This window comes from Azospirillum tabaci (genome assembly GCF_014596085.1).
Lineage (GTDB): Bacteria > Pseudomonadota > Alphaproteobacteria > Azospirillales > Azospirillaceae > Azospirillum > Azospirillum tabaci.
Genome location: NZ_JACCJY010000007.1, coordinates 20,389 through 43,137 on the forward strand (window position 1 = coordinate 20,389; position 22,749 = coordinate 43,137).

At 68.8% G+C, this 22,749-nt stretch carries 22 protein-coding genes; 8 read left to right on the forward strand and 14 right to left on the reverse strand.

Annotation, left to right across the window (positions count from 1 at the left end; all coding sequences use genetic code 11):
- Positions 1-110: 110 nt before the first annotated feature.
- Complete coding sequence (locus tag H0B54_RS10510; RefSeq protein ID WP_188260260.1) at positions 111-1,445, reverse strand: GH1 family beta-glucosidase; 1,335 nt, start codon at positions 1,443-1,445, stop codon at positions 111-113.
- Between the two features lie 198 nt (positions 1,446-1,643).
- Here H0B54_RS10510 and H0B54_RS10515 point away from each other — a divergent pair, with 198 nt between their 5' ends.
- The gene (locus H0B54_RS10515; RefSeq protein WP_188260261.1) at positions 1,644-2,939 is read left to right on the forward strand and encodes a family 4 glycosyl hydrolase; all 1,296 of its coding nucleotides are present in this window, start codon (positions 1,644-1,646) and stop codon (positions 2,937-2,939) included.
- 22 nt (positions 2,940-2,961) lie between these two features.
- On the opposite strand, the gene H0B54_RS10520 is transcribed toward H0B54_RS10515, so the two are convergent.
- The gene (locus tag H0B54_RS10520) at positions 2,962-3,471 is read right to left on the reverse strand and encodes a DUF2934 domain-containing protein (RefSeq protein ID WP_188260262.1); all 510 of its coding nucleotides are present in this window, start codon (positions 3,469-3,471) and stop codon (positions 2,962-2,964) included.
- A gap of 382 nt (positions 3,472-3,853) precedes the next feature.
- Here H0B54_RS10520 and H0B54_RS10525 point away from each other — a divergent pair, with 382 nt between their 5' ends.
- From H0B54_RS10525 to H0B54_RS10545, 5 genes are all read left to right on the forward strand, one after another.
- Positions 3,854-4,201: a hypothetical protein gene (locus H0B54_RS10525; RefSeq protein WP_188260263.1), complete on the forward strand. Its 348-nt coding sequence runs from the start codon at positions 3,854-3,856 to the stop codon at positions 4,199-4,201.
- Between the two features lie 236 nt (positions 4,202-4,437).
- On the forward strand, positions 4,438-5,589 hold the full coding sequence (gene argE, locus H0B54_RS10530) for an acetylornithine deacetylase (RefSeq protein ID WP_343068926.1): 1,152 nt from the start codon (positions 4,438-4,440) through the stop codon (positions 5,587-5,589).
- A gap of 242 nt (positions 5,590-5,831) precedes the next feature.
- Entirely contained in the window at positions 5,832-6,473 is a 642-nt protein-coding gene (locus H0B54_RS10535) for a chemotaxis protein CheC (RefSeq protein WP_094306211.1), read from the forward strand.
- Positions 6,418-8,307 carry a sensor histidine kinase gene (locus tag H0B54_RS10540; protein WP_246472454.1) on the forward strand — a complete coding sequence of 630 codons (1,890 nt, stop codon included), beginning with the start codon at positions 6,418-6,420 and terminating at the stop codon, positions 8,305-8,307. Before H0B54_RS10535 ends, H0B54_RS10540 begins: the two co-directional genes overlap by 56 nt.
- Positions 8,304-8,702: a response regulator gene (locus tag H0B54_RS10545; RefSeq protein ID WP_188260264.1), complete on the forward strand. Its 399-nt coding sequence runs from the start codon at positions 8,304-8,306 to the stop codon at positions 8,700-8,702. The genes H0B54_RS10540 and H0B54_RS10545 overlap by 4 nt, the downstream gene beginning before the upstream one ends.
- A gap of 75 nt (positions 8,703-8,777) precedes the next feature.
- On the opposite strand, the gene H0B54_RS10550 is transcribed toward H0B54_RS10545, so the two are convergent.
- The 10 genes from H0B54_RS10550 to H0B54_RS10595 all read right to left on the reverse strand — a co-directional run bounded on the left by H0B54_RS10550 (position 8,778) and on the right by H0B54_RS10595 (position 19,060).
- Complete coding sequence (locus H0B54_RS10550) at positions 8,778-9,017, reverse strand: hypothetical protein (RefSeq protein WP_094306214.1); 240 nt, start codon at positions 9,015-9,017, stop codon at positions 8,778-8,780.
- A complete protein-coding gene (locus H0B54_RS10555) occupies positions 9,017-11,212 on the reverse strand; it encodes a chemotaxis protein CheA (protein ID WP_188260265.1) in 2,196 nt (731 codons plus the stop codon). The genes H0B54_RS10550 and H0B54_RS10555 overlap by 1 nt, the downstream gene beginning before the upstream one ends.
- The gene (locus H0B54_RS10560) at positions 11,209-11,652 is read right to left on the reverse strand and encodes a response regulator (RefSeq protein ID WP_188260266.1); all 444 of its coding nucleotides are present in this window, start codon (positions 11,650-11,652) and stop codon (positions 11,209-11,211) included. The genes H0B54_RS10555 and H0B54_RS10560 overlap by 4 nt, the downstream gene beginning before the upstream one ends.
- A gap of 12 nt (positions 11,653-11,664) precedes the next feature.
- Positions 11,665-12,525 (reverse strand): CheR family methyltransferase, encoded by an 861-nt coding sequence (locus H0B54_RS10565; protein WP_188260267.1) that lies wholly within the window; start codon positions 12,523-12,525, stop codon positions 11,665-11,667.
- The gene (locus H0B54_RS10570) at positions 12,526-13,143 is read right to left on the reverse strand and encodes a HEAT repeat domain-containing protein (protein ID WP_188260268.1); all 618 of its coding nucleotides are present in this window, start codon (positions 13,141-13,143) and stop codon (positions 12,526-12,528) included. It lies immediately after the preceding gene.
- 28 nt (positions 13,144-13,171) lie between these two features.
- Complete coding sequence (cheB, locus tag H0B54_RS10575; protein WP_188260269.1) at positions 13,172-14,257, reverse strand: chemotaxis-specific protein-glutamate methyltransferase CheB; 1,086 nt, start codon at positions 14,255-14,257, stop codon at positions 13,172-13,174.
- An 18-nt stretch (positions 14,258-14,275) separates the two neighbouring features.
- Positions 14,276-15,826: a chemotaxis protein CheW gene (locus tag H0B54_RS10580; RefSeq protein ID WP_188260270.1), complete on the reverse strand. Its 1,551-nt coding sequence runs from the start codon at positions 15,824-15,826 to the stop codon at positions 14,276-14,278.
- 22 nt (positions 15,827-15,848) lie between these two features.
- Positions 15,849-17,822, reverse strand: a complete 1,974-nt coding sequence (locus tag H0B54_RS10585; RefSeq protein WP_188260271.1) for a methyl-accepting chemotaxis protein — start codon at positions 17,820-17,822, stop codon at positions 15,849-15,851.
- A gap of 104 nt (positions 17,823-17,926) precedes the next feature.
- On the reverse strand, positions 17,927-18,595 hold the full coding sequence (locus H0B54_RS10590) for a chemotaxis protein CheC (protein WP_246472455.1): 669 nt from the start codon (positions 18,593-18,595) through the stop codon (positions 17,927-17,929).
- 42 nt (positions 18,596-18,637) lie between these two features.
- Positions 18,638-19,060: a response regulator transcription factor gene (locus H0B54_RS10595; RefSeq protein WP_188260273.1), complete on the reverse strand. Its 423-nt coding sequence runs from the start codon at positions 19,058-19,060 to the stop codon at positions 18,638-18,640.
- Positions 19,061-19,257: 197 nt separating this feature from the next.
- On the opposite strand from H0B54_RS10595, the gene H0B54_RS10600 reads away from it, so the two are divergent.
- The gene (locus H0B54_RS10600; protein ID WP_186464758.1) at positions 19,258-19,884 is read left to right on the forward strand and encodes a MarC family protein; all 627 of its coding nucleotides are present in this window, start codon (positions 19,258-19,260) and stop codon (positions 19,882-19,884) included.
- A gap of 22 nt (positions 19,885-19,906) precedes the next feature.
- A complete protein-coding gene (locus H0B54_RS10605) occupies positions 19,907-20,770 on the forward strand; it encodes an aldose 1-epimerase family protein (protein WP_188260275.1) in 864 nt (287 codons plus the stop codon).
- 15 nt (positions 20,771-20,785) lie between these two features.
- On the opposite strand, the gene gltA is transcribed toward H0B54_RS10605, so the two are convergent.
- Entirely contained in the window at positions 20,786-22,126 is a 1,341-nt protein-coding gene (gene gltA, locus H0B54_RS10610) for a citrate synthase (protein WP_188260276.1), read from the reverse strand.
- 123 nt (positions 22,127-22,249) lie between these two features.
- Positions 22,250-22,717 carry a flavodoxin family protein gene (locus H0B54_RS10615; RefSeq protein WP_188260277.1) on the reverse strand — a complete coding sequence of 156 codons (468 nt, stop codon included), beginning with the start codon at positions 22,715-22,717 and terminating at the stop codon, positions 22,250-22,252.
- Between the last annotated feature and the right edge of the window lie 32 nt (positions 22,718-22,749).

Here is a 22,749-nt window from a genome sequence, read left to right on the forward strand (position 1 = left end):
CCGCGAAATTTCTGAAGAATGATCGTGGATTGCTTCCCGCGAATATCTCTGATTTTCTTCAAACAGGCCGGATTCCATTACGGAGTTTCCGGCCTGTCCCTTCTGATCTTTCAAACGTCGTCCAGACGACCACTCCTCGCCACTTCGCTCAGGAAACGGTAGCTGTCCTTGGGCGTGCGGACCAGCGTGTCATAGTCGACGCGAACGATGCCGAACCGCTTCGACAGGCCGAAGGCCCATTCGAAATTGTCCAGCAGACTCCAGCACAGATAGCCCTTCACGTTGCAGCCATCGGCCAGGGCGCGGCCGACCGACGCCACATGGTCGCGCAGGAAGGCCACACGCTCCGCGTCATGCACCAGCCCGTCCGGCGTCACCACGTCGTCATAGGCCGCACCATTCTCCGCGACGAAAACGGCGGGGTTGCCGTAGTCGCGCTTGAACTCCATCAGCAGGTCGTAGAGCCCATCGGGCTGAACCGGCCAAGCCATGGCGGTCCAACGGTCGCAATGGGCGTCGCCCCACCAAACGTCGAACGGATGGCCCGTCTCGTGCTTCATGGTCATGCGCGAGTAGTAGTTGATGCCCAGCAGGTCGATGGGGAAGCGAATCGCTTCCTCGTCGCCGGGCAGAACGAAATCCTTCATCCGCTCGGCCATCAGCTCCGGGATCTTGCCGCGCATCACGCCGTCCAGGGCCACCCGGTTCCACACCGCGTCCCAGCGGGCCGCCGCGGCGACGTCCTCCGGCCGGTCGCTCTCGGCCCGGCAGGGCTGGAGGTTGATGACGGTGCCGAGCGTCAGGCCCGCATGCTCCGCCGATATGGCGCGGAGCGCCGCCCCTTGCGCCAGATTCTGGTGATGCAGGGCGCGCAGGATGCCGGTTTCACCCAGCTTGTGGCCGGGCGCGTGCTCGCCCGTGCCGTAGCCGTGGGTGGCGACCACGTTCGGCTCGTTCAGCATCATCCAGTCCTTCACCCGGTCGGCGAGCCGGGCGGCGACGATGCGGGCATAGTCGGCGAAGGGGCCGACGATTTCCCGGCCCTGCCAGCCCCCGCGGTCCTCCAGCGGCTGCGGCAGGTCCCAATGGTACAGGCAGGCCATCGGCCGGATGCCGGCGGCCAACAGCCCGTCCACGAGCCGGTCGTAGAAGTCGAGCCCCGCCGCGTTCACCGCCCCCGTCCCACTGGGCAGGATGCGCGGCCACGCGATGGAGAAGCGGTAGGCGTTGAAGCCCGCGTTTTTCAGCAGGGCGATGTCCTCCGGCCAGCGGTGGTAATGATCGCAGGCGACGGCGGCGCTGCTGCCGTCCTGGATGCGCCCGGCGTCTGTGAAGCTGTCCCACACGCAGGGACCGCGCCCGTCCTCGTGAATCGCGCCCTCGATCTGATAGGCCGCGGTGGACGCCCCCCACAGGAAGTCCGTGGGAAAAGTGAAGAGTGCCATGACGGGGCCTCCCTTGAAGTGATTATGCTGCGGGCGCACTGTTGCGAGCGCGAAGGACATGTTGCGCGAGCGAAGAGATCACCACACTTATTCCGACCATCAGGTATAGTCTCTTCGTCTTAACAAGTGTATGCTTCACCCAAGGCGGCTGCCCTGAAAAATCAGCACAGCAGCATTCCCGCCGACGGGAGGCGTCCCATGGTCATTACCACTCCCAAAACCACCAAGATCGTCTTCCTGGGCGCCGGCAGCGCGGCCTTCGGGCTGAGCATGTACCGCGACCTCTTCACCACGAAGGAGCTGGCGGGCAGCACCCTGACGCTGGTGGACACGAATCCAGCAGCCCTCGACCGCATGACCGCGCTCGCCCGCCTGCTGAACGCCAAGGGCAATGCCGGCCTGATCATCGAACAGACCACCGACCGCCGCGCCGCCCTGAACGGCGCCGAATTTGTCGTCAATTCGGTCGCCATCGACCGCAACCGCCTGTGGAAGCTCGATTTCGAGGTGCCGAAGACGCACGGCATCCGCCACACGCTCGGTGAGAACGGCGGACCCGGCGGCCTGTTCTTCACGCTGCGCACCCTGCCCCTGATCTTCGACTTCGCCCGCGACATCGAGGAACTGTGCCCGGACGCCCAGTTCATCAACCTGTCCAATCCGGAAAGCCGCGTCGTCCTCGGCCTCGGCAAATACACCAAGGTCAAGACGCTGGGGCTGTGCCACGGCATCTTCCTGGCGCGCTGGTTCATCTGCCAGATCCTCGGCATGGCCGAAAAGGACGTGGAGGTCTGGGGCGCCGGGTTGAACCACTTCCAATGGCTGATGCACATCCGCGACAAGGCGAGCGGACGCGACCTCTACCCGCTGCTGCGTGAGCGGGAGAAGACCCACGATCCGGCCTTCACGCCGCTGACCCGCCGCCTGTTCAACAGCTTCGGTCTGTGGCCGACCTGCAGCGACGACCATATGGGCGAATACCTCCCCTACGGCTGGGAAGGCGGCGAGCATGGCTTCGACTTCACGGAGGACGAGCGCGGGCGCGGCATTCTCAACACACTGATGGACGGTGTGACCGCCGGGACGACCCCGGTGCCGGACGACTGGACCCAGCCGTCCTGGGGCGAGCGGGCCGTGCAGGTCATCGCCGGGGTGCTGCACAACCAGAAGTGCTTCATCGAGTCCGGAATCGTCTACAACCAGGGCGCCATTCCCAACCTGCCGCCCGATCTGGCGGTGGAGGTGCCGCTGCTGGCCGACGCGGCGGGCGTCCACCCGGTCTCGCTCGGCCCCCTGCCCGACCCGATCGCCAAACTGCTGCACGTCCAGGCGAGCGTGCAGCAGCTGTCCGTCGAGGCGGCGGTTCACGCCTCGAAGGAACTGGCGCTCCAGGCCCTGCTGATCGACCCGGTGGTGAACTCCACCGACGCCGCCGTGAAGATCCTGGATGAACTGTGGGAGGCGAACCGGCCCTACATCCGCCCCTGTGTGTAGGAGCGCGCAGGGCCGGTGCGGGTCAATGCGCCGGCTCGGTGTCGGACGCAGCCGGCTTTTGGCGGGTGCGCGGAGTGGCCGGCTTCGCCGCGTCCACCTTCCCGGCCTTGGCGCGGGGCGGCTTCGCCACCTTCGTGGTTGCCGGAACCGGTTTCGCGGCCTGGGGTTCGGCTGGGGGTTCGGCCAGGGCCTCGTTTGCAGCCGCGGGTTCGGCCTTTGCCTTGCGGGCGCGCGGCTTCTTGGAAGCCACGGCCTCCTCGACGACATCGACCACGGCGTTCAAGCCGACGCCCAGCAGTTCGGTCGCCGCCGTCTTGGTCCGGCGGACCGCCTTCTTCACCGCGCCCGCAGCGGCGTCCTTGACAGCCGCGACCATGGCGACCGGCTCCGCCATGGCGGACGCCCGGTCCTCGGCTTCGATCTCGGCGCAAGCCTGCGCCCAGTGGTCCTGTCCCCGTCCCTCCGGTCGCCCGTCGCGCTCCCAGATCTCATAGGCGCGGTGGCGGATGCGGTCTTCACGATCGCCTTGCATTCTTCCGTCTCCAAGTGGGCTTTGGTCCAAGTGGGCTTTGGCCGCAGAAACATCGACGCCCGAGGAAAACGGCGTCCTGCGCCTGTGGGTTCCCGTTTTAGTGCCCGGTTTATGTGACGATAAACGTACACAAAGAAAGCGTGCCTTAGTTCATAGGAAATTCATAGGCCCATTGCTTGTCCAGCCTCGACAGGCGGCGGACGGTGATAGACCATGGGTTGGTACCGCCCCGGCGGCATCGATCCGGGTCCGGCTTGCGGTCCGCATAGAACCCTTCGCCGGGTTGAAGCGGGCCGGCCGGCCCAATTAACTTCGGGTGAAACGTCTTGGCAGGGGGCCATTTGCGGCCCAGAGCCGTCACGGAAGGCAAAGAGTTCAGCGCATGTCCCTTGATCCCTTGCTTCAAGCCAACCGTATCCTGACCGAAGCCATCAGCAACTATCTCCAATCCTCCAATGAGCTTGCGGCGGCGGCGGAGCGGGCGACGGCGGCCAGCGCCGGACGCGACGCGACCACTCGGCGGCTGGCCTTCCAGGAGTTGTCGGAACGCGGGAACCAGGCGCGCTTCGCCAAGAAGCACCTGACCGACACGGTGCGCCGCCTGCGCTCCACGCTGCCTGCGGCCCAGATCGAAGCGGTGGCGGCGAAGCTCGACGGGCGCGAGAGCGCCGAGAGCGCTCTGACGCTGGTGCGCACGATCCTGACCGAGAAGGTCTGGTCGGCGGCCTGACGGCTCTGCCCCATTCGCCCTGCGGCGCTCCGGCCCGAGCGGTTCCGCTTTAAGGCCGGTTGGACGGCACCCCGAATGCGGGAGGACCGTTCAACCGGTGTTGGCCGTTGGCCGCTATGCCTGCGTAATCCGGACGACTCATTTGACATCGTAGGATGCAGGGGCCAGTGTCTGACTGCTAAAGATTATCACAAGCGTGGGATCGGCGCCGCCGTCCCGCAGAATGGATCGCAAGGGTGCAAGACGTCTCCAAGGCGATGATCGCCCGCTTGGTCGGCTTCGACACGGTTTCGCGCCGTTCCAACATGGCGTTGATCGACTGGGTTCGGGACCATCTCGCCGGATACGGCGTGGAGAGCCGGCTGGTCCCCAGCCCGGACGGCGCCAAGGCGAACCTGTTCGCCACCATCGGCCCGATGACCGAAGGCGGCGTGGTGCTGTCGGCCCACACCGACGTGGTGCCGGTGGATGGGCAGCCCTGGGACACCGATCCCTTCACCCTGGTCGAACGCGACGGGCGTCTCTACGGACGCGGCACCGCCGACATGAAGAGCTTCCCCGCGGTGGCGCTGGCCCTGCTGCCGGAGATCCTGGAGGCCGGTTTGAAGCGGCCGCTGCATCTGGCGCTGTCCTACGACGAGGAGGTCGGCTGCCTCGGCGCCCCGGCGATGATCGCCCGCATCACCGGTGAACTGCCGCGCCCCAGCGCCGTCATCGTCGGCGAGCCGACCTCGATGGGGGTCGTGCTGGCCCACAAGGGCTGCTACGTGCTGCGCACCACCGTCACCGGGCACGAAGTCCATTCGTCCCAGATCGACCGCGGGGTCAGCGCCGTCATGATTGCCGCGCGGCTCGTCACCCTCGTCGGCGACATGGCGGCGGAGAACGCCGCCGCCGCGGATCCCGCCTGCGGCTTCGACCCGCCCTTCACCACGTTGCAGGTCGGGACCATCGAAGGCGGCACGGCGGCCAACATCACCGCGCGCCACTGCTCCTTCGTTTGGGACATCCGCCCGCTGCCCGGCGACGACTGGACGCGCTACCGCGACCGGTTCGAGGCGGAATGCGAGCGGCTGCGCGCCGCCATGCGGAGGATCAGCCCGGATTGCGACATCCGCACCGAACAGCTCGCCGGCGTGCCCGGACTGGCGCCGGAACCGGACGGACCGGCCGCCCAGCTCTGCCACGCCCTCACCGGACGCAACGACACCGGCATGGTCTCCTTCGCGGCGGAAGCCGGGCAGTTCCAGGAGGCCGGCCTGTCCACGGTGCTCTGCGGCCCGGGTTCCATCGATCAGGCGCATCAGCCCAACGAGTACATCGACGTCGCGCAAGTCACGGCCTGCGAAGGGTTCCTCCGGGATCTCGTCCGCCGACTGGCCGCCTGAACTCAATGACGGGTGCGGCGGAGCGTCACGCCGGCCCCACAGCAAAAAGCGCCCATTTCTTCGAGGCGGGATCAATGGAAGGGACCAATTGTTGGATCGACAGCACATTGTTGCTGAATTGCCTAGGGCACTCCCAATTTGGCCTATGCCGTTGACGGGGGAGACTTTGACGGCGTTCCTGTCGCACTGTGCCCTGGGGCGCCGATGCCACGGCGCTTCCATGGAAACGGGAGCGCCGGTGCATGGTTGATCTGAGCGACCTCGAGCGCGACGCGCTGACCGAGCTGGTGAACATGGGCGTCGGCCGTGCCGCGACCCATCTCAGCCGCATGGTCGCCGATCAGGTCCTGCTGTCGGTTCCCTCCATCGAGATCGTCAGCCGCAACGACGCCGCCGGCCTTCTCGCCGCGCGCGAGAAGATGAGCCTCGTCGCGGTGGAGCAGCGTTTCGACGGGTCCTTTTCCGGTCGCGCCCTGTTGATCTTCCCTGAGACCAACAGCCTGGAACTGGCCCGCGCCGTCCTGGGCAGCGACCTGAGCCTGGAGGAGATCGTCGATCTGGAGCAGGACGCGCTCGCGGAGATCGGCAACATCATCCTCAATGGCTGTCTGGTCGTGATGGCCAACACGCTGAAGGACGATCTGGACATCTCGCTGCCCAGCGTGTTGCGCGGCGACAGCGACCGCATTTTCCAAAGCAACGGGCCGAACCCCGACGAGCTGGTGATGTTCCTCTACATCGACTTCCTGATCCGCAGCCGGAGCATCCGCGGCTACATCGCGTTGCTCATGGGTCTGTCGTCTCTGGAGTCGCTGAAGGGACTGATCCATGGCTTCATCGACCGCATCGCCTCCGGAACGCCCGATGGAACCGACCGAGTTTAAGCGCATGCCCTGGCTGGATGGCCTTCTGGACGCAATGGACGCCGGCATCGTCGTGCTGGACCGCCATGGCCGCGTCCAGTTCTGGAACCGTTGGATGGAAAGGGCGTCGGGCACCCCCGAACCCGACATCCACGGACGGGAACTGGTGGAAGCCTTGCCGTCCCTCCGCGACACGCGGTTGCACAACGCGGTGCGTGACGTGCTGGAAACAGGGGCGCCCAGCGTCCTGTCCCACACCCTGAACCCGGTGCTGTTCCCGCTGCGCTGCCCCGACGGGCGGCGGATGGTCCACAACGTGCTCATCCGTCCCTTCACCGCCAGCAACGCCTCCTACTGTCTGATCCAGGTGACCGACGTCACCGCGGTGGTCAACCGGGAACGGGTTCTGCGCGAACAGCGCGACGCGCGCTATCGCGCCATCGTGGACACAGCCCCCGACGCCATCGTCACCACCGACACGCGCGGCGTCGTGCAATGGGCCAACGGGGCCGCCGCCCGGCAGTTCGGGTTTCAGCCCAACGAGCTGATCGGCCAGCATGTCAGCCTCTTCCTCGCCGAAGGCTCCCCCGACTGGTCCGGCCTGCTGGAACGCGATCCCGCCGGGCGCCCCGCCCCGGTGGAGCTGATCGGGCGCAAGCGCGACGGCACCCGCATCGACCTGGAGGTCTCGCTGGCCCGCTGGGAGTCGGAGGGGCGCAGCTTCATCACCGGCGTCCTGCGCGACATCACCGAACGCCGCCGCACCCGCGAGGAAATGAAGGCCAACGCGCTCGCCATGCGGCAACTGGCCGAGCAGACCAAGGCCACGCTCGACGCGCTGCCGGCGCACATCGCCGTGCTCGACCATGGCGGACACATCATTTTCGTCAACAAGGCCTGGGCGGAATGCGGGCCGCAGGCCGGCTTCCTCGGCGACGGGTCGGCGATCGGCGACGACTATCTGGAAGCCTGTGCCGCCACCCGCAGCGGGGCGGAGCATGCCGATGCGCTGATCGAGGGCCTGCGCGGCCTGCTGCGCGGCGGGGCGCCGGTGTCCATAGAGTATCCGGGCCTGTCCGCCGCGGGAGCGCGCTGGTTCCGCTGCCTCGCCGCACCGATGGCTGCCGGCCCCTTCGGCGGGGCGGTGCTGATGCACATCGACGTGACCGAGATCAAGTCGATGGAAGCCGCGCTGCGCAAGCTGGTGGGGCAGAAGTCCACGCTGCTGCGCGAAGTGAACCACCGGGTGAAGAACAGCCTGCAGCTCGTCTCCAGCCTGCTGACGCTCCAGACCATGAGCCTGCCGGGCGCCGCCGAACGCGTTCATTTCCAGGACGCCCGCAGCCGCATCGACGCCATCGCGCGGGTGCACAGCCGGCTTTACCAGACCGAGCAGTTCCAGACCATCGAGTTCGGCAGCTACTTGAACGAGCTGTGCGCCGACCTGTCCCGTGCGTCGGGTGGCGACACGCTGGGCTCCATCGAGGTGCGGGCCGAGCGCGTCGATCTGCCCATCGATCAGGCCGCACCGCTGGGGTTGATCGCCAACGAACTGATCACCAACGCCATCAAGCACCGCGGATCCTCGCCCGCCAACGTCCTGGTGGCGCTGGACCGGGCCGGCGACCTGCTGACGCTGACCGTCACCGACCAGGGGCCCGGCCTTCCCGCCGGGTTCGACATGCGCCGGTCGCGCAGCCTCGGCATGAGGCTCATCACCAGCCTGGCGGGCCAAGTCGGGGCGACAGTCACGCTGATGCCGGTGGAACGGGGCACCTCCTTCCGCCTCGCGCTGACCATGCCGGAAACGCGCGGCCCCATCCTGGAAGACAGCGCGGCGGAGTGGAACGGATGAAGATCCTTCTCGTCGAGGACGAGGTCCTCATCGCCATGGAGCAGAGCTTCTACCTGGAGTCCGCCGGGCACGAGGTGCATGGGCCGGCCTCCACCAGCGAAAAGGCGCTGATCCTGGCGCAGGAGGTCAGGCCGGATCTGGCGCTGGTGGACATCCATCTGGCCCAGGGGTCCAGCGGCATCGACGCGGCCCGCCGGATGACCGCGCTGGGCATCCCCTGCCTGTTCGTCACCTCCTACCGCGAGGAGGTGGAGCCGACGCGCGAGTATGGGGTGGGCTGCCTGCCCAAGCCCTTCTCGCAGACCTCGCTGGTTTCCGCGGTCGAAGCGGTCAGCGCCATTCTGGCCGGGCGGACGCCCGCCAAGGTTCCCGACACGATGGAGCTGTTCTCCTAAAGCGCCGTCCGCAACGGATCAGGGAACCGGCCGCGGCTCGCGGCGGCGCGCCTGGAGGCGAAAGAGGTTCGCGCGCTATCGCTTGACCAGCACCGGCATCACCCAGCCCTTCAGGAAAGCGTCCTCCGGCGGCACCGCGATCGGCCGCTCCGACGCCAGCAGCAGCTGAAGCAACGCGGTGTGCAGGGCTGTGCAGCCACCGAGGTCCAGCCGAGGGTCCTCCACGGCGCACAGCCATTCGGCCAGCGGGATCGCCTCTTCCACCGTGCAGGCGCCCTCGAAACGTGCGGTGCGGTCCTCGAAATGGATGGGCATCACACCAGCTCCCGAAGGTTGAGGGCGAGCAGAAGCCGCCCGTCGCCGAGCACCGCCGTGCCGGCGTAGCCGCGCAGCCTGGCGAGCAGCCCGGTCATCGGCTTCAGAACCACGTCGGCGCGCTCCCGAAAGGCGTCCACAACCAGCGCCACCGGCTGCCCGCCGAGATCCACCAGAAGGACCGCCTCGCCACTCCGCTCACGTTCGTCCTCCGGCAGGTTGAGCAGGCGGCGCAACCGCAGCAGAGGCACCACCGCGTCCTGCACGACGACGCTCTCCGCGTGCTTCATCCGGCGGATCGCTCCGTGGGGAACGCGCTGCATGCCGGTCACCAACGTCACCGGAAAGCCGTAGAGCGCGCCCGCCGTCTCCACCGTCACCAAGCGGGTCACCATCATGGTCAGTGGCAGGACGAGGCGGAAGCGCGTCCCGGCGCCGGGGGTCGAGGCGACCTCCACCCGTCCCCCCGCCTGTTCCACCGCGCCGCGCACGGCGTCCATCCCCACCCCGCGGCCCGACAGGTCCGACACGGTCTCCGAGGTGCTGACTCCCGGCAGGAAGATCAGGCGCAGCGCCTCGGCGTCGGACAGGGCAGCCGCCTGTTCCACGGTCAAGGCGCCCTTTGCCACCGCCTTGCGGCGCACGGCCTCGGCGTCGATGCCCGCCCCGTCGTCGGAAACCTCCACCACTATGCCGTTGCTGTCCTGGAAGGCCTGGACGCGCAGCGCCGCCACCTCCGGCTTGCCGGCGGCGCGGCGGCGCTCCGGCGGTTCGACGCCGTGGTCCAGCCCGTTGCGGACGAGGTGCAGCAGCGGCTCGCCCAGGATGTCGAGGATGTCCTTGTCCGCCTCCGTCTCGCCGCCGGAAAGGTGCAGTTCGACCGATTTGCCGAGCCGCCGCGCGGTGTCGCGGACCATCCGGGGCAGCGGGTCGAAGACGCGCGACAGTGGCAGCAGCCGCAAGCGCAGCACCGCGTCCTGCAACTCGCCCACAATGGAGTCGATGCGGCCGTGGGCCTCTTTGATGCCCTGGGCCAGCGCGTCGGCGCTCCGCCCCTCCTGCGCTTCGCGCGCGAGGTAGGGCAGGCCTCCCTTGGCGACGACCAGTTCGCCGACCAGCGCCATCAGCCGGTCCATGCGCTCAGCATCCACCCGCAACGCCCGCCGCGCCGGGGCCGCCGGAGGAACAGGCGTCGCCTGCGTCACCGCGGCCGGGTCGTCGGCCAGGGATGCAATGCAGCGGATGAGCGCGTCCGACGGGCCTTCGGCGGCGCGGTCCAGCGCCGCCCCTTCCGCGTTCCGCCCCTCGGCGGCGAGGATGTTGCGCGCCGCCCGCAGCACCGCCGCCCGGCGGGCCGCCGTCTCTTCGTCGCTGCCGGGCAAGCCGAGGATGCGCGCCTGTTCCCGCAGCATGGCCGTGGCAAGGCTGGGTGGCACGGCGGGGGGCGCCGGCACGGCCAGGGCGGGGATCGCCACCGTGGCGAGGGACACCTGATCGGGAACGCCGCGGAACAGGCGCGTCAACTCGTCCTTCGGTGCGCCGCTGAGCGCGCGGAAGCGCAGGGCGCAGCGGTAGGGGTCGAGATCCGCCAGCGGCGGCCACGCCCCGGTGGCCTCGATGCGCAGCAGCAGCAGGTCCGGGATGCGGCGGCACAGGTCCAGCGGATCATCCCCGGCGAAGAAGCAATCCTCCGCAGGGACGTAGGCGATGGCGGTGACTGTGCGCCCGGCGGCCTTCACCCGCTCCGCCTCCGGCAACTCGTGCACCCAGGCGAATCCGGCGGGCGTGGCGCCGTCCGCGGTCTCCGCCGCCCCGCCGAGAGCGGCGCGCAACCCCGTCTCCAGCGCCTGCGCGCGGGCGCCGGCACTGTCGGGCAGGGATTGGCTGTGCTCCAAGCCATCGACCCAAGCCGCACCGGTGTCCAGCAATTCCAAAAGCCGGTCGGCCAGATCGCCGCTCATTGCGGCGCGTCCATCGCGCACCGCCATCAGGGCGTCCTCGCCGGCATGGACCATGCGGGTGAAGGGCGCCAAGTCGAACAGGGCGGTGGCGCCCTTCAGCGTGTGCAACGCGCGGAACAGGTCATTGACCGCTGCGGTGTCGGTCGGATCGCGCTCCAGCCGAAGCAGGGCGGCGCCCGCCGCCTCCAGCAACTCCCGCGATTCCAGGACGAACTGCTCGAACAGCGCGCTCATGACCGTTCCCCGTTCCCGGCTTGGCGCCCACCATCCTGACGTCCATCGTCCTGGTGCCGCCCGGTCAGCAGGCGGGCGGCGCCGGTGAGGTCGGCGGGACGCACCGGCTTGACGAAATACCAGTTGGCCCCGGCGAGCAGAGCATTCTCGCGGTCGCTGTCCTTGGACTCGGTGCTGATCATGATCGCCGGCACGTCCCGCAGGGTTTGCTCCTGCCGCAGGCGGCGCAGCATGGTGTAGCCGTCCATCTTCTGCATGTTGATGTCGACGATCAGCAGATCCGGCGCGGACGCCAGCGCGTGCTCCAGCCCGTCGATGCCGTTCACCGCCTCGTCGACCAGAAAGCCATCGGCTTCCAGAACCTGCCGGGTGTAGGCCCGGACGGTGACGGCGTCGTCCACCACGAGGACGCGGGGTTGCGGATTTGGTCGGTCGGTCACCGGGCGGCCTCCTTAACTCTGGGGCTTCTGATAGAGGATGGCGTCGGGGAACCGGCGCGGCACGAAGAGGGAGGACATCCGGCTCATGCTCTCCGAATGGCCGAGGCAGATGAACCCGCAGGGCGACAGCGCGTCGTAGAACATCGACGCCGCCTCGCGCCGCCCCAGATCGTCGAAATAGATCAGCAGATTGCGGCAGAAGATGATGTCCATGCCACGGAAATTCGCCATGTGCCGAGGATCGGCGATGTTCACCAGCGAGAAATCGATGGAGTCCCGCAACTCCTCCATGATCTGCCAGCGCTGGTCGTCAAGCCGGGTGAAGTATTTGGCGACGAGATCCCGTGGCATCGCCTGGAGTGACCGCTCCTCGTAAATGCCCTCCTGCGCACGGGCCAGCACTTGGCTGTCGATGTCGGAGGCGTAGAGTTCGATTTCGAAATCGTCGACCCGGCCCCACCGCTCCAGCAGCGTGATGGCGATGGAATAAGGCTCCTCCCCCGTGGCGCAACCGGCGGACCAGATGCGCACCCGGCTGCCCGGCTCGCGCCCGCGCACCACCTCGTCCAGCGCCGCGTTCACGAGACAGTCGAGCTGGTACATCTCGCGGAAGAAATAGGTCTCGTTCACCGTCATGCGGTTGACGAGAAGCTGCAACTCCTCCCCCGACGCCTGGAAGCGCAGAAGATTCAGATATTGGCGGACATGCTCGACGCCGACCGCCGCCATCCGCTCCGAGACGCGGCGGTCCACGAAGTAGCGTTTGGCCTCGGTGAAGGACAGTCCGGTGCGTTCCCGCAGGAACCGGCAGAAGGCGTCGTAATCCGCGGCGCTCAGTCCGGGGGCGTCGCCCTTGTCCGAAGGCGGCGTCATTCAGGCTCCGGAAAACAGGCGGCGCGCCGCGTCGACGGAAAAGGCGACGAAGGGATCGTCCGGAAAACGCGCGCCGAGCCGCTCCACGACCGGCAGGGCCGCGGGATCGCCGCTTTCCATCAGCGCCTCCACCGCGGAGAGGCAGACGTTGACGTGCGGGTCACGGTCGATCACCCCGGCCAGCAGGTCCAGCCGGTCCGGATGGGGAAGCTTTCCGATGAGTTGGGCCGCGAAGATGCGCAGATCCGAATCCGCGGCCGTCAGCAGCGGGGCGACCTCCGGCATCACCACGGCGGCGGACATCTGCTGCAGGCTTTCGATCACGCCGTTGCGCAGCCCGACATCCTCGCTCGCCAAATGGGGCACCAACGCCACTGCGGCCTCTGCGGTTCCGGTGCGGACCAGGGCGGTGAGGAGCGTTTCTCGGACGCTCGGGTCCGCCTCCCGCGCCAGCCTTGCGGACAGGGCGGGAACGGCGTCGGGACGCTCGCCGAGCGCGTGGGCGGCCCGTCGGCGTTGAGCCGGATCGGCCTCCTCCAGCCACGCCAGCGGATCGCCGCCCTCCGCAGCGGCTGCGGGCGTCGCTCCGTCGATTTTCCGTGCCTTCACCAGGGCCATGCCGCCGCCTCCGCCGCTCCAATCACACTCATCCCCTCACCCACCGCGTCACCTGCTGGGCCACCCGGTCGGACGGCAACACCATGTCGGCGCCGCCACGGCGGATCAGCTCCTGCGGCATGCCGAACACGACGGCGCTGCCCTCCGCCTCCGCGATGGTGCGCCCGCCCTGGCGGCGCAGCTCCGTCATCGCAGCCGCGCCATCCGACCCCATGCCCGTCAGGAGAACGCCGATCAGCCGCGACGGTGCCACGGCGCGCAGCGCGCTCTCGACCAGCCGGTCCACGTTGGGATGCCAGCTCCGCCGCTCGTCCGCCGGAACGGGCTGGGCGCAGAGCCGCCCGCCGCGCCGGACGATCTGAAGGTCGGCGCCGCCGCGCGCGATGCACGCCATTCCCGGCTGGAGCGCGGTGGCCGCCGCGGCCTCCACCACGGTCACGGCGGAAATGCTGTCGAGGCGGCGGGCCAGCGGGCCGGTGAAGCTGGCGGGCATGTGCTGGACCACCACCACCGGCCAAGGGAAATCCGCCGGCAGAAGCGGCAGGATGTCCTCCAGCGTGCGCGGCCCGCCGGTGGAGACGCCGATCAGCACCAGCCCTTCGCCCGGATCGCCGTCGCTGTCGACCACGCTCTGCGGCTTGGAAAGGGGAACATCGGCCAGGAAATCCTCCCCGACGATGCGCTCCCGCGCCCGGCGCAGCCGTTCCCGCAACCCCTGGACCCGGCGGGGCCGGGATCCGGCGGCGGCGCGCACGGTGTCGACCAGTTGCTCGGCGATGCCGGCGATGGCACCGACCCCCGACGGCTTCCGCACTGCCTCCACCGCCCCCAGCCGCAGGGCCTCCAGCGTCACCTCGGCCCCGTCCGCGGTCAGGGCGGACACCATCACCACCGGTTTCGGATGCTCGACCATGATGCGCTTCAGGCAAGCAAGGCCGTCCATGCCGGGCATCGTGACGTCCAGGGTCACCACATCCGGATCGAAATCGGACAGCCGTTCCAGCGCCTGCGCCCCATCGGCGGCGGTTTCGACCTCGAAACCGGCGGATGAAAGGATGTCGCCGATCCGCCGCCGCATCAACGCCGAGTCATCGACCACCAGGACCTTCACCATGACTGGCCCACTTTCCGATCAGACGGGGGCCAGCAGATCGGCGAGCTGGTCCATATCCAGCAGTTCCTCCGGGTCCATCAGCAGGATCATCCGCCGCTCTCCGCCGCTCTCCAGCGCGCCGATGCGGCGGATCAGCCGGTGCTGGGCCTGCGACACGACAGGCGCCGGCCCGATGGCGCCGTCCGGAATGCGGACGATCCCGGCCATGCCGTCCACCAACAACCCGGCGCGCGCCGCCCCGGCGGCGATCACCACCACACGGCCCCGGTCGCCTTCAACGCCGTGCCCTTGCCCCTCCGGCAGGCGCAGCAGGCGGCGCAACGCGACCAGCGGCAGGACGGCGCCGCGCAGGGTCGTCACGCCACTGACGAAATCCGGCGCGTTGGGCAGCGGAGTCACGGCATCGGGCTGGCGCAGCACCTCTTGCACCGCCGCAACCGGCAGGCCGTATTCCGCCCCGGCCAGCCGGAACACCACGAAGGCCTCCGCCCGCTCCGCCTCCGCTTCCGTCGCCACAGCCGCCTCTCCTTCGTGCCCTCTGGCGTCGCCGCCCAACCCGGCTCCATTGCCCGCTCCATGGCGGAACAGCCGCCCCGCCGACAGGACCGGGATCAGCCGCGCGCCGCCGTCCAGCCGCGCGATGCCGTCCATGTCCTCGAACTCGGCCTCCCGCGCCATAAGCGGCGGCACCGGGTCGATCCGTTCGCGGGGAACGCGCAGGATCTCCCGCACATCCTCCACCACCACGCCGACCGGCCCCTCCGCCGTGCGCAGGACCGCCACCTTCCCGCGCCCCCCGTCCTTCGCAGCGTCGAGCCCGAACAGCTCCCGCAGCCCGACCAGGGGAAGCAGCGCATCGCGCAGCGTCATCATGCCCAGAAGATGGGGGCGGGCGCGGGGAACGCGGATCACCGTCTCCGGGACCGGAACCACCTCCCGCACCGCCGCCACCGGCAACGAGAACTCCTGCTCCGCAACGGTGAGGACGACGAGTTGTTCCTCGTCCTGCCGCACCACGGCAACGGTCTTCGGCTGGGCGGACACGCTGAAATCCGCGGTTCCCGCAGGGCCGCCGGCCCGCCCGAGGTCGGCGAACTGGCGTTCGATCAGCGGATCGGTATCGAGGATCAGCGCGCCGTCCCGCCCGTCCCCGGCCAGGATGGCACCGGCCAGAAGATCCGCGTCGATGGACGGATCCGGCGCCGCCCCGGCGTCGGCGATGCGATCCTCGTCCACGGCGGACAGGCCCGAGACGCGATCCACCAGCAGACCGACCGGCTGGCCGTTGTGGCGGACGATCAGCAACCGCGCCGCCTTCGTCTCCCCATCAGCGGTTCCACCCTCCCCGGTCCCGGCAAGGCCCAGGACCCGGCGCAGCCCGATGACCGGCAGCACGGCGCCGCGCCGCCGGGCCAGCCCTTCCAGGCTGGGCGGCCCCAGCGGGATCGGCACCAGGGCGGGCGGGCGCAGGATTTCCAGCACGCTGTCCAGCGGCAGGGCCAACCCCATGCCGCCGACCGTGAAAAAGACGAAGGAACGCACGCCGTCGCGGCGGATGATTGCGGCCATGGGTCGTCTCCCCGCCGGCCGGTCAGCCGGCCCCTTGCAGTTCTTCGGCCATGGCGGCGATTTCCTCGATGGCGGCGGCCAGTTCCTCGGCTCCCTTGGCCTGCTCCCGTGCGGCCTTGGCCGCTTCGTTGGCGGAGCGGTTGGCCTGGTTGGCCGCGGTGGCGACCTGCTCCACGCCCTTCTGCGCCTCCGCCACGGCGCGCTGCACCTCACCGGCGTTCTCGACGATCTCGCGGCTGCCGGAGGTCACGGTGCGCAGGTCGGCGATGGCGGCGGCGAGGCTGCCGGCGAACTCCTGGTGGCGGACGGACTGGCGCGCCGTCTCACCCCCGATGTCCTCGATGTCGCGACGGACGCGCCCGATCTGGTCCTGGATCGCGTGAACGATGTCCTTCACCCGCTCGACATTCTCCGAGCTGTCGCGGGCGAGGTTGCGGATGTCGTTGCTGACGACGGTGAAGCCGCGCCCGAACTCTCCGGCACGCGCCGCCTCGATGGAGCCGCTGACCGCCAGCATGCCGGTTTGGATCGCGATGATGGAGATGGCGTCGACCACCTTGTCGATGCGCCGCCCGATCTGCTCCATGGTGCCGATGCGCTCCACCGTACGAAGGCTGGCGGCCACCGCCTCGCCCACCCCGGCGGTCAGGGCACCCACCATGTCCTGCGTCTCGGACAGCAGCGCCTCCAGACCGACGCAACGCTGAAGCGCCTCTTCGGCGCGGCTGTGGCTGAGCCGGGCGCTGGCCTCGATCTCCGCGATGGCGCTGCTCGACTGATGGGTCGCGGCCCCCTGGGCCTGGGCGCCGCGGGAGATCTGGGTGATCGCCGCCATGATCTGGGCGGCGGCGCGGTTGATCTCCTCGATGGCGGCGGACAGCTGCTCGGCGGCGGAGGCGAGATCGCCGGCGGCGCGATGGACGTCGGTGCTGCCCGTCAGTTCATCGGCGAGATCGGACAGCTGGCCGGCGGCCTGCTCGCTCTGAGCCAGCGCCTTGGCCTGCTCGCCGACCGTCTTCAGCGCTTCCTCGCTCGCCGCCGCCTGCTCCTCCGCGGCGGAGGCCACGCTCTCGGCGCCGCGCTGCGCCTCCCGCCCGGCGGAATCGGCCTCCAGCGCGGCCTTGATGGTCTCCTGCGCGCCGCGGGCGATGTCCCCCATGCCGTCGCGAACCCGGTCGAGTTGAGCGGCGATCTGTCGCCCCCGCTCCACCTCGCTCTTGGACGCGTCCGCGCCAGCCACGATGCTCTCCGCGATGGCGCCCACCGCCTTCTGGATCTCCGCGACCATGCGGTTGATCTCGTTGGCGGAGCGCTCCGACCGTTCGGCAAGGGCCTGGACCTCGTCGGCCACCACGGCGAAGCCGCGCCCGGCGTCGCCCGCGCGGGCGGCCTCGATGGCGGCGTTCAGCGCCAGGAGGTTGGTCTGGTCGGCCATGACCGCCACCCCTTCCACGATGGTGCCGATCTCCGCCGCCTGCCGCTCCAGGTCGCGGACCAGGGAGACCGCGGCCTCCTGCCGCGCGGCGGCGCGGACCAATCCATCGACGGAGGTGAGGATCTGGCCGCTGACGTCCTTCATCAGCGATTGCAGCGCCTCGATCCGCGACAGCGAGGATTCGGCGTTGCCGCGCGCCCGCCCGATCAGGCTGGCGCTGCGGTCGATCATCCGTTGCGACTGCTGGGTGGCGCTGGCCGCCTCCTCCGCACCGGCGGCCACCTGCTCCATCGCCTTGCGCAGTTCCTCCGCGGCGGCGGCGGCTTGGGTCACGCCGCTGGCAAGCTCGTTCGCGGCGGCGGCAATGCCCTCCGCGGCCTTGCGCCGCCGGTTCCCGGCGCGGGCGCGCCGCCTCACCTCCGCCGCGCGGCGGGTCGACACGGCGTTGTCGGGCTGGCTGGGCAAAGCGGCGTCACTGGGAAGCGCAATCGCGTCCTCGACGGTGTCCGCGTTGCGGGAGGCGCTCGCCGTGTCGATCCGCTTCTTCTTGACCAATGCCATGATCCAAACCCCTTGCCCCGTGAGCCCGTGCTTCTCTGTCGGTTGCTCTTGTTGATTGGCTTGTGTTGATTGGCTTGTGTTGATTGCTGGCGGCTGCCCCGACCTCAGGCCAGCACCCGTCCGATGTAGCGTCCGATGGCCGCCTTCAGCTCCGCAGCGGACCCGGCGTCGAGCGCCAGGACGATGGTCCCCTCGACATCGTGGGGCGGAGTCCGGAAGGTGACGTGGAACAGGATTGCCTGTGCCTCCGCCGTCAGCGCGACGCCGCAGCGCTCCAGAAGGTCGTCCCCCACGCCGTACAGAACCTGCGGCAGGGTGGTGCCGATCGCGACGCCCAGCAGATTCCCCATGGAGGACAGGCAGCTGTTCAGCACGATGTTGCCGACCTCGGCCAGCGCCTCCTCCACCAGCTCCGCCGCGTCCTCCTTGGGAACGCCGGGCGGCAGGGCGGCGGCGGCCAGCGGCAGGCCGCTCCGTTCCGGTATCAGCAGGATGGCCGAACCGAAGAAGGTTCCGGACAGACACTCGGTCACCGCGATCAGTGCTCCCGGCAGCGCCGACCGAAGCAGGCCGGACACCCGGTCGCCGGAGACGAGGCTGACCATCGGCACAGAGATCTCCACCGGCCCACCGATCATCCGGCTGAGCGCCGTGGAGGCCCGCCCCACGCCGATGTTTCCCAGCTCCGTCAGCGCGTCGCGTTCCAGCTCGTCCAAGTCGAAGCCGTTCGGGTCGAAGCCGTTCGGGTCGAAGCCGTGCGGGTCAAAGCCCATGGGGATCGGGTCCATCGGCGTGTGCCGGCCGGACCGTGCCGGTCAACCGGCGCTCCCGCCGGTTCCGTTGTTGCCGGCTCCATCATTGGACGACGGGCGGCGCGGCAGGCTGGCGGCGGTCAGGAAGCGGGCCATCTGCTCCTCCTCCAGCGGCTTGGGCATGAAGGCGGCGCCCAGCGCGCGGATGCCGGAGATCACCGAGTCCTGGGCGTTGGCGGTGATGATGGCGACGCGGATGTCCGGCTTCGCCTGCAGCAGGCGGGCGGCGGCCTCCAGGCCGTTGTCGCCCGGCATATTGAAATCGATTATGGCGATATGGATATCACTTTCGTCGAGTTTTCCATAAAGCTCAGCGCTGTTCGCCGCCTCGATGACCGTCCAATCCGGCTTGTTCCGAAGTATTATGCCGCGGACATGCATACGGGACAGCTTGCTGTCGTCCACGACGATTACGGTCTTGCTCAACGCTTGTGCTCCGGGAGGGGAGAAAATTTGAATTGTGAAACGATTATAGCCACCGGCACGCCGCGCGCCAGCATGGATTGCAGTTCACAATCACCGTTTTTTTAACGCCGGTCCCGGCGCGGCTCCCCTTGGCCGCCCGCGGCGGCTTTGATAACAGACTATCCTCAAACAGGATCATGACGTCCGGGGTTCCGTTCGTGGAAGATTTCATCAGCGCGCTCGTGGTGTTTCTCGTCGTGGTCGATCCGATCGGGCTGGTTCCGATCTATCTCGGCCTCACCCGCGGCTTCGACAGCCGGCGTAAGCGAACGATCGCCCTGCGCGGCCCGCTGATCAGCTTCGCCATCATCGTCTTCTTCGCCTATCTGGGCGAACTGGTGTTGAACGCCTTGTCCATCGGCATGCCGGCCTTCCGCATCGCCGGCGGCGCGCTGCTGTTCTGGATCGCCTTCGAGATGCTGTTCCAACGCCGAGCCGAGCGCAAGGAGCGCACCGCCGACGACGCGCGGACGGAGGAGGAGGCCCACGACCTCGCCGTCTTCCCGCTGGCGATTCCGTTGATCGCCGGGCCGGGCGCCATCACCTCCACGCTGCTGTTGATGGACCGATACGGCACGACGCTGGGCGGACAGGGCATGGTGCTGGGCGCCGCCGCGGTCGCCGTGGGCAGCGTCATGGCGCTGCTGGTCGTCGCCGATCTGGTGAACAAGCTGCTCGGCCGCACGGTGATCCACACGGTCAGCCGCGTGCTGGGCATCGTCCTGGCGGCGCTGGCCGCCCAGACGATCATCGAAGGCATCACCGCCGTCTATCCGCCCCACTGATCGCCGCAAAGGACATCGCCCCATGAACCGGCACACACTCAGCAACGGGCGCCTCGGCGCCGCGATCAAGGCCGATGGGGCGGAGCTGTGCTCCCTGACCCTCGACGGGCGGGAGCTGCTCTGGCAGGCCGGTCCGGAGTGGCCGCGCCACGCGCCCGTGCTGTTCCCCATCGTCGGGCGGCTGAAGGACGACACGCTGCGCCACCAGGGCCGCCCCTTCCGCATGACACAGCACGGCTTCGCCCGCGACCGCCGCTTCGCCTGGGAGGAGCACACCCCTACCCTTTGCCGCCTCTCGCTGTCCGACGACGCGCAGACGCGGGCGCTGTATCCCTTCGCCTTCCGGCTGGAACTGATCTTCGAGCTGGACGCGGCGGGGCTGACCATCCGCCACCGCATCACCAATCTGGGCACGGAGGTGCTGCCCGCCTCGCTTGGCGTGCATCCGGCCTTCCGCTGGCCGTTGCAGGACGGCGTGCCGAAGGAGGCGCACGAGCTTGTGTTCGAGGCGGACGAACCCGCCCCGATCCGCCGCGTCGATGGCGGGCTCCTGTCGCCGCAGCCGGAGCCGACGCCCGTCGAAGGCCGCCGCCTGCCGCTGAACCAGGGGCTGTTCACGCGGGACGCGGTGATCCTCGACCGGCCGGCCAGCCGATCCGTCCGCTACGGCGCGCCCGGCACCCCGGCCGTCACCGTCTCCTGGGAAGGCTTTCGCGAACTGGGCATCTGGTCGAAGCCGACCGGCGCGCCCTTCCTGTGCATCGAGCCCTGGCACGGCCACGCCTCCCCGGCGGACTTCGACGGGGAGTTCGCGGACAAGCCGGGGCTGCTGCATCTCGCCCCCGGCGCGATGCGGGAGCTGAGCTACCGCATCGCCGTGGCGTAAGGGACCGGCGTTCCGTCAGCCGCGCTTGTTCAGCGGAACAAAGGCGCGGCCCGGATTGCCGGTGTAGAGCTGGCGGGGGCGCCCGATCTTCTGCTGCGGGTCCTCGATCATCTCCTGCCACTGGGAAATCCAGCCGACGGTGCGGGCCAGCGCGAACAGGACGGTGAACATGCTGGTCGGGAAGCCCATCGCCTTCAGGATGATGCCCGAGTAGAAGTCGACGTTCGGGTACAGCTTCTTCTCGACGAAGTAGCTGTCCTCCAGCGCGATCTTCTCCAGCTCCATGGCGATGGCGAGGTGTGGCTCGTCCTTGATGCCCAGCACGTCCAGAACCTCGTAGCAGGTCTGGCGCATGATCTTGGCGCGCGGGTCGTAGTTCTTGTAGACCCGGTGACCGAAGCCCATCAGGCGGAAGGGATCGTTCTTGTCCTTGGCGCGCTTGATGAACTCGGGGATGCGCTCCACCGAGCCGATCTCCTCCAGCATCAGCAGCACGGCCTCGTTGGCGCCGCCGTGCGCCGGCCCCCACAGCGCCGCGATGCCCGAGGCGATGCAGGCGAAGGGGTTGGCGTGCGACGAGCCGGCCAGCCGCACCGTGGAGGTCGAGGCGTTCTGCTCGTGGTCGGCGTGCAGGATGAAGATCTTGTCCATGGCGCGGGCCAGGACCGGATCGACCTTCCAGGTCTCGCAGGGCGTCCCGAAGGTCATGTAGAGGAAGTTTTCCGCGTAGCTGAGGTCGTTGCGCGGGTACATGAAGGGCTGGCCGACCGAGTATTTGTAGGCCATGGCGGCCATGGTCGGCATCTTGGCGATCAGCCGGTGGGCGGCGATCATCCGCTGCCGCGGGTCGAGGATGTCGGTCGAATCGTGGTAGAAGGCCGACAGCGCGCCGGTCACGCCGCACATCACCGCCATGGGGTGCGCGTCGCGGCGGAACCCGCTGTAGAAGCGGCTCAACTGCTCATGCACCATGGTGTGGTAGGTGATGGTCCGCTCGAACTCCTCCTTCTGCTGCGGATTCGGCAGCTCCCCGCGCAGCAGCAGGTGGCAGACCTCCAGGTAATCGCAGTTCTCCGCCAGATCCTGGATGGCGTAGCCGCGGTGCAGGAGAATGCCCTCGTCGCCGTCGATGAAGGTGATCGCCGACTCGCAGCTCGCCGTGGAGGTGAAGCCGGGGTCGAAGGTGAAGTAGCCGGTTTCCGCGTAGAGTTTGCGCACATCGATGGCGCGCGGGCCGGTTTCGCCTTCCAGCAGCGGCAGCTTGACGGTTTTTCCGGTCGTGTCGTCGGTGACCGTGATGGTCCCGACCTTCTTGACCTCGCCGCGCCAGACCGGCCGGCCCTTGCTGCTCTCCATCGGCCCCTCCTTATGCACGCGTCATCGGGCGTGACGCTGTTTCGTTGCACGTAGGAGACTGTATGAATGGGGGGTGTCGTCAATAGCACTCCCGATAGATGCCACCCCGCCGGGCATAGGCCATCAGAAGATCCCCGCCTCCAGCCCGGCGGCCATCAGAAGCCCCAACTCCGCGCAGGAGGCGGCGAAATCATCGCGGTAGGGGCCGCGGCAGACCAATGGTTCCTGCACCGGACGCCAGCGCAGCCCCGTCGTGATGGAGGCGACGGCGCGGCAGGTCCCCGTCCCGTCATGGCCCGCCCGGACGAACAGGGCGTAGGGCAACCCCTGAGTGCGCTCCAGGCAAGGGTAATAGCTGCGGTCGAAGAAATCCTTGAGCGCCCCGCTCATGTACCCCAGATTTTCGGTCGTGCCGAGGATCACGCCCTGCGCCTCCAGCACATCCTCCGGCCCCGCCTCCAGCGGCGGCTTCGCCACCACCTCCACCCCCTGCACCTCCGGCGACCGCGCCCCGCGCAGCACGGCGTCCAGCAGCGCCCGCGTGTTGGGCGACGGGCAGTGGGCGACGATGAGGAGGCGTTTGGGCGGCATGATTCGTCCTTTCCACGGCGACTGTACCAACA

Excerpts from the sequence above, each read along its gene's own strand:
- H0B54_RS10510 (WP_188260260.1), bottom strand. The coding sequence starts at position 1,445 with ATGGCACTCTTCACTTTTCCCACGGACTTCCTGTGGGGGGCGTCCACC.
- H0B54_RS10515 (WP_188260261.1), top strand. The coding sequence starts at position 1,644 with ATGGTCATTACCACTCCCAAAACCACCAAGATCGTCTTCCTGGGCGCC.
- H0B54_RS10520 (WP_188260262.1), bottom strand. The coding sequence starts at position 3,471 with ATGCAAGGCGATCGTGAAGACCGCATCCGCCACCGCGCCTATGAGATC.
- H0B54_RS10525 (WP_188260263.1), top strand. The coding sequence starts at position 3,854 with ATGTCCCTTGATCCCTTGCTTCAAGCCAACCGTATCCTGACCGAAGCC.
- H0B54_RS10535 (WP_094306211.1), top strand. The coding sequence starts at position 5,832 with ATGGTTGATCTGAGCGACCTCGAGCGCGACGCGCTGACCGAGCTGGTG.
- H0B54_RS10540 (WP_246472454.1), top strand. The coding sequence starts at position 6,418 with ATGGCTTCATCGACCGCATCGCCTCCGGAACGCCCGATGGAACCGACC.
- H0B54_RS10545 (WP_188260264.1), top strand. The coding sequence starts at position 8,304 with ATGAAGATCCTTCTCGTCGAGGACGAGGTCCTCATCGCCATGGAGCAG.
- H0B54_RS10550 (WP_094306214.1), bottom strand. The coding sequence starts at position 9,017 with ATGCCCATCCATTTCGAGGACCGCACCGCACGTTTCGAGGGCGCCTGC.
- H0B54_RS10555 (WP_188260265.1), bottom strand. The coding sequence starts at position 11,212 with ATGAGCGCGCTGTTCGAGCAGTTCGTCCTGGAATCGCGGGAGTTGCTG.
- H0B54_RS10565 (WP_188260267.1), bottom strand. The coding sequence starts at position 12,525 with ATGACGCCGCCTTCGGACAAGGGCGACGCCCCCGGACTGAGCGCCGCG.
- H0B54_RS10570 (WP_188260268.1), bottom strand. The coding sequence starts at position 13,143 with ATGGCCCTGGTGAAGGCACGGAAAATCGACGGAGCGACGCCCGCAGCC.
- cheB (WP_188260269.1), bottom strand. The coding sequence starts at position 14,257 with ATGGTGAAGGTCCTGGTGGTCGATGACTCGGCGTTGATGCGGCGGCGG.
- H0B54_RS10580 (WP_188260270.1), bottom strand. The coding sequence starts at position 15,826 with ATGGCCGCAATCATCCGCCGCGACGGCGTGCGTTCCTTCGTCTTTTTC.
- H0B54_RS10585 (WP_188260271.1), bottom strand. The coding sequence starts at position 17,822 with ATGGCATTGGTCAAGAAGAAGCGGATCGACACGGCGAGCGCCTCCCGC.
- H0B54_RS10590 (WP_246472455.1), bottom strand. The coding sequence starts at position 18,595 with ATGGGCTTTGACCCGCACGGCTTCGACCCGAACGGCTTCGACCCGAAC.
- H0B54_RS10605 (WP_188260275.1), top strand. The coding sequence starts at position 19,907 with ATGAACCGGCACACACTCAGCAACGGGCGCCTCGGCGCCGCGATCAAG.
- gltA (WP_188260276.1), bottom strand. The coding sequence starts at position 22,126 with ATGGAGAGCAGCAAGGGCCGGCCGGTCTGGCGCGGCGAGGTCAAGAAG.
- H0B54_RS10615 (WP_188260277.1), bottom strand. The coding sequence starts at position 22,717 with ATGCCGCCCAAACGCCTCCTCATCGTCGCCCACTGCCCGTCGCCCAAC.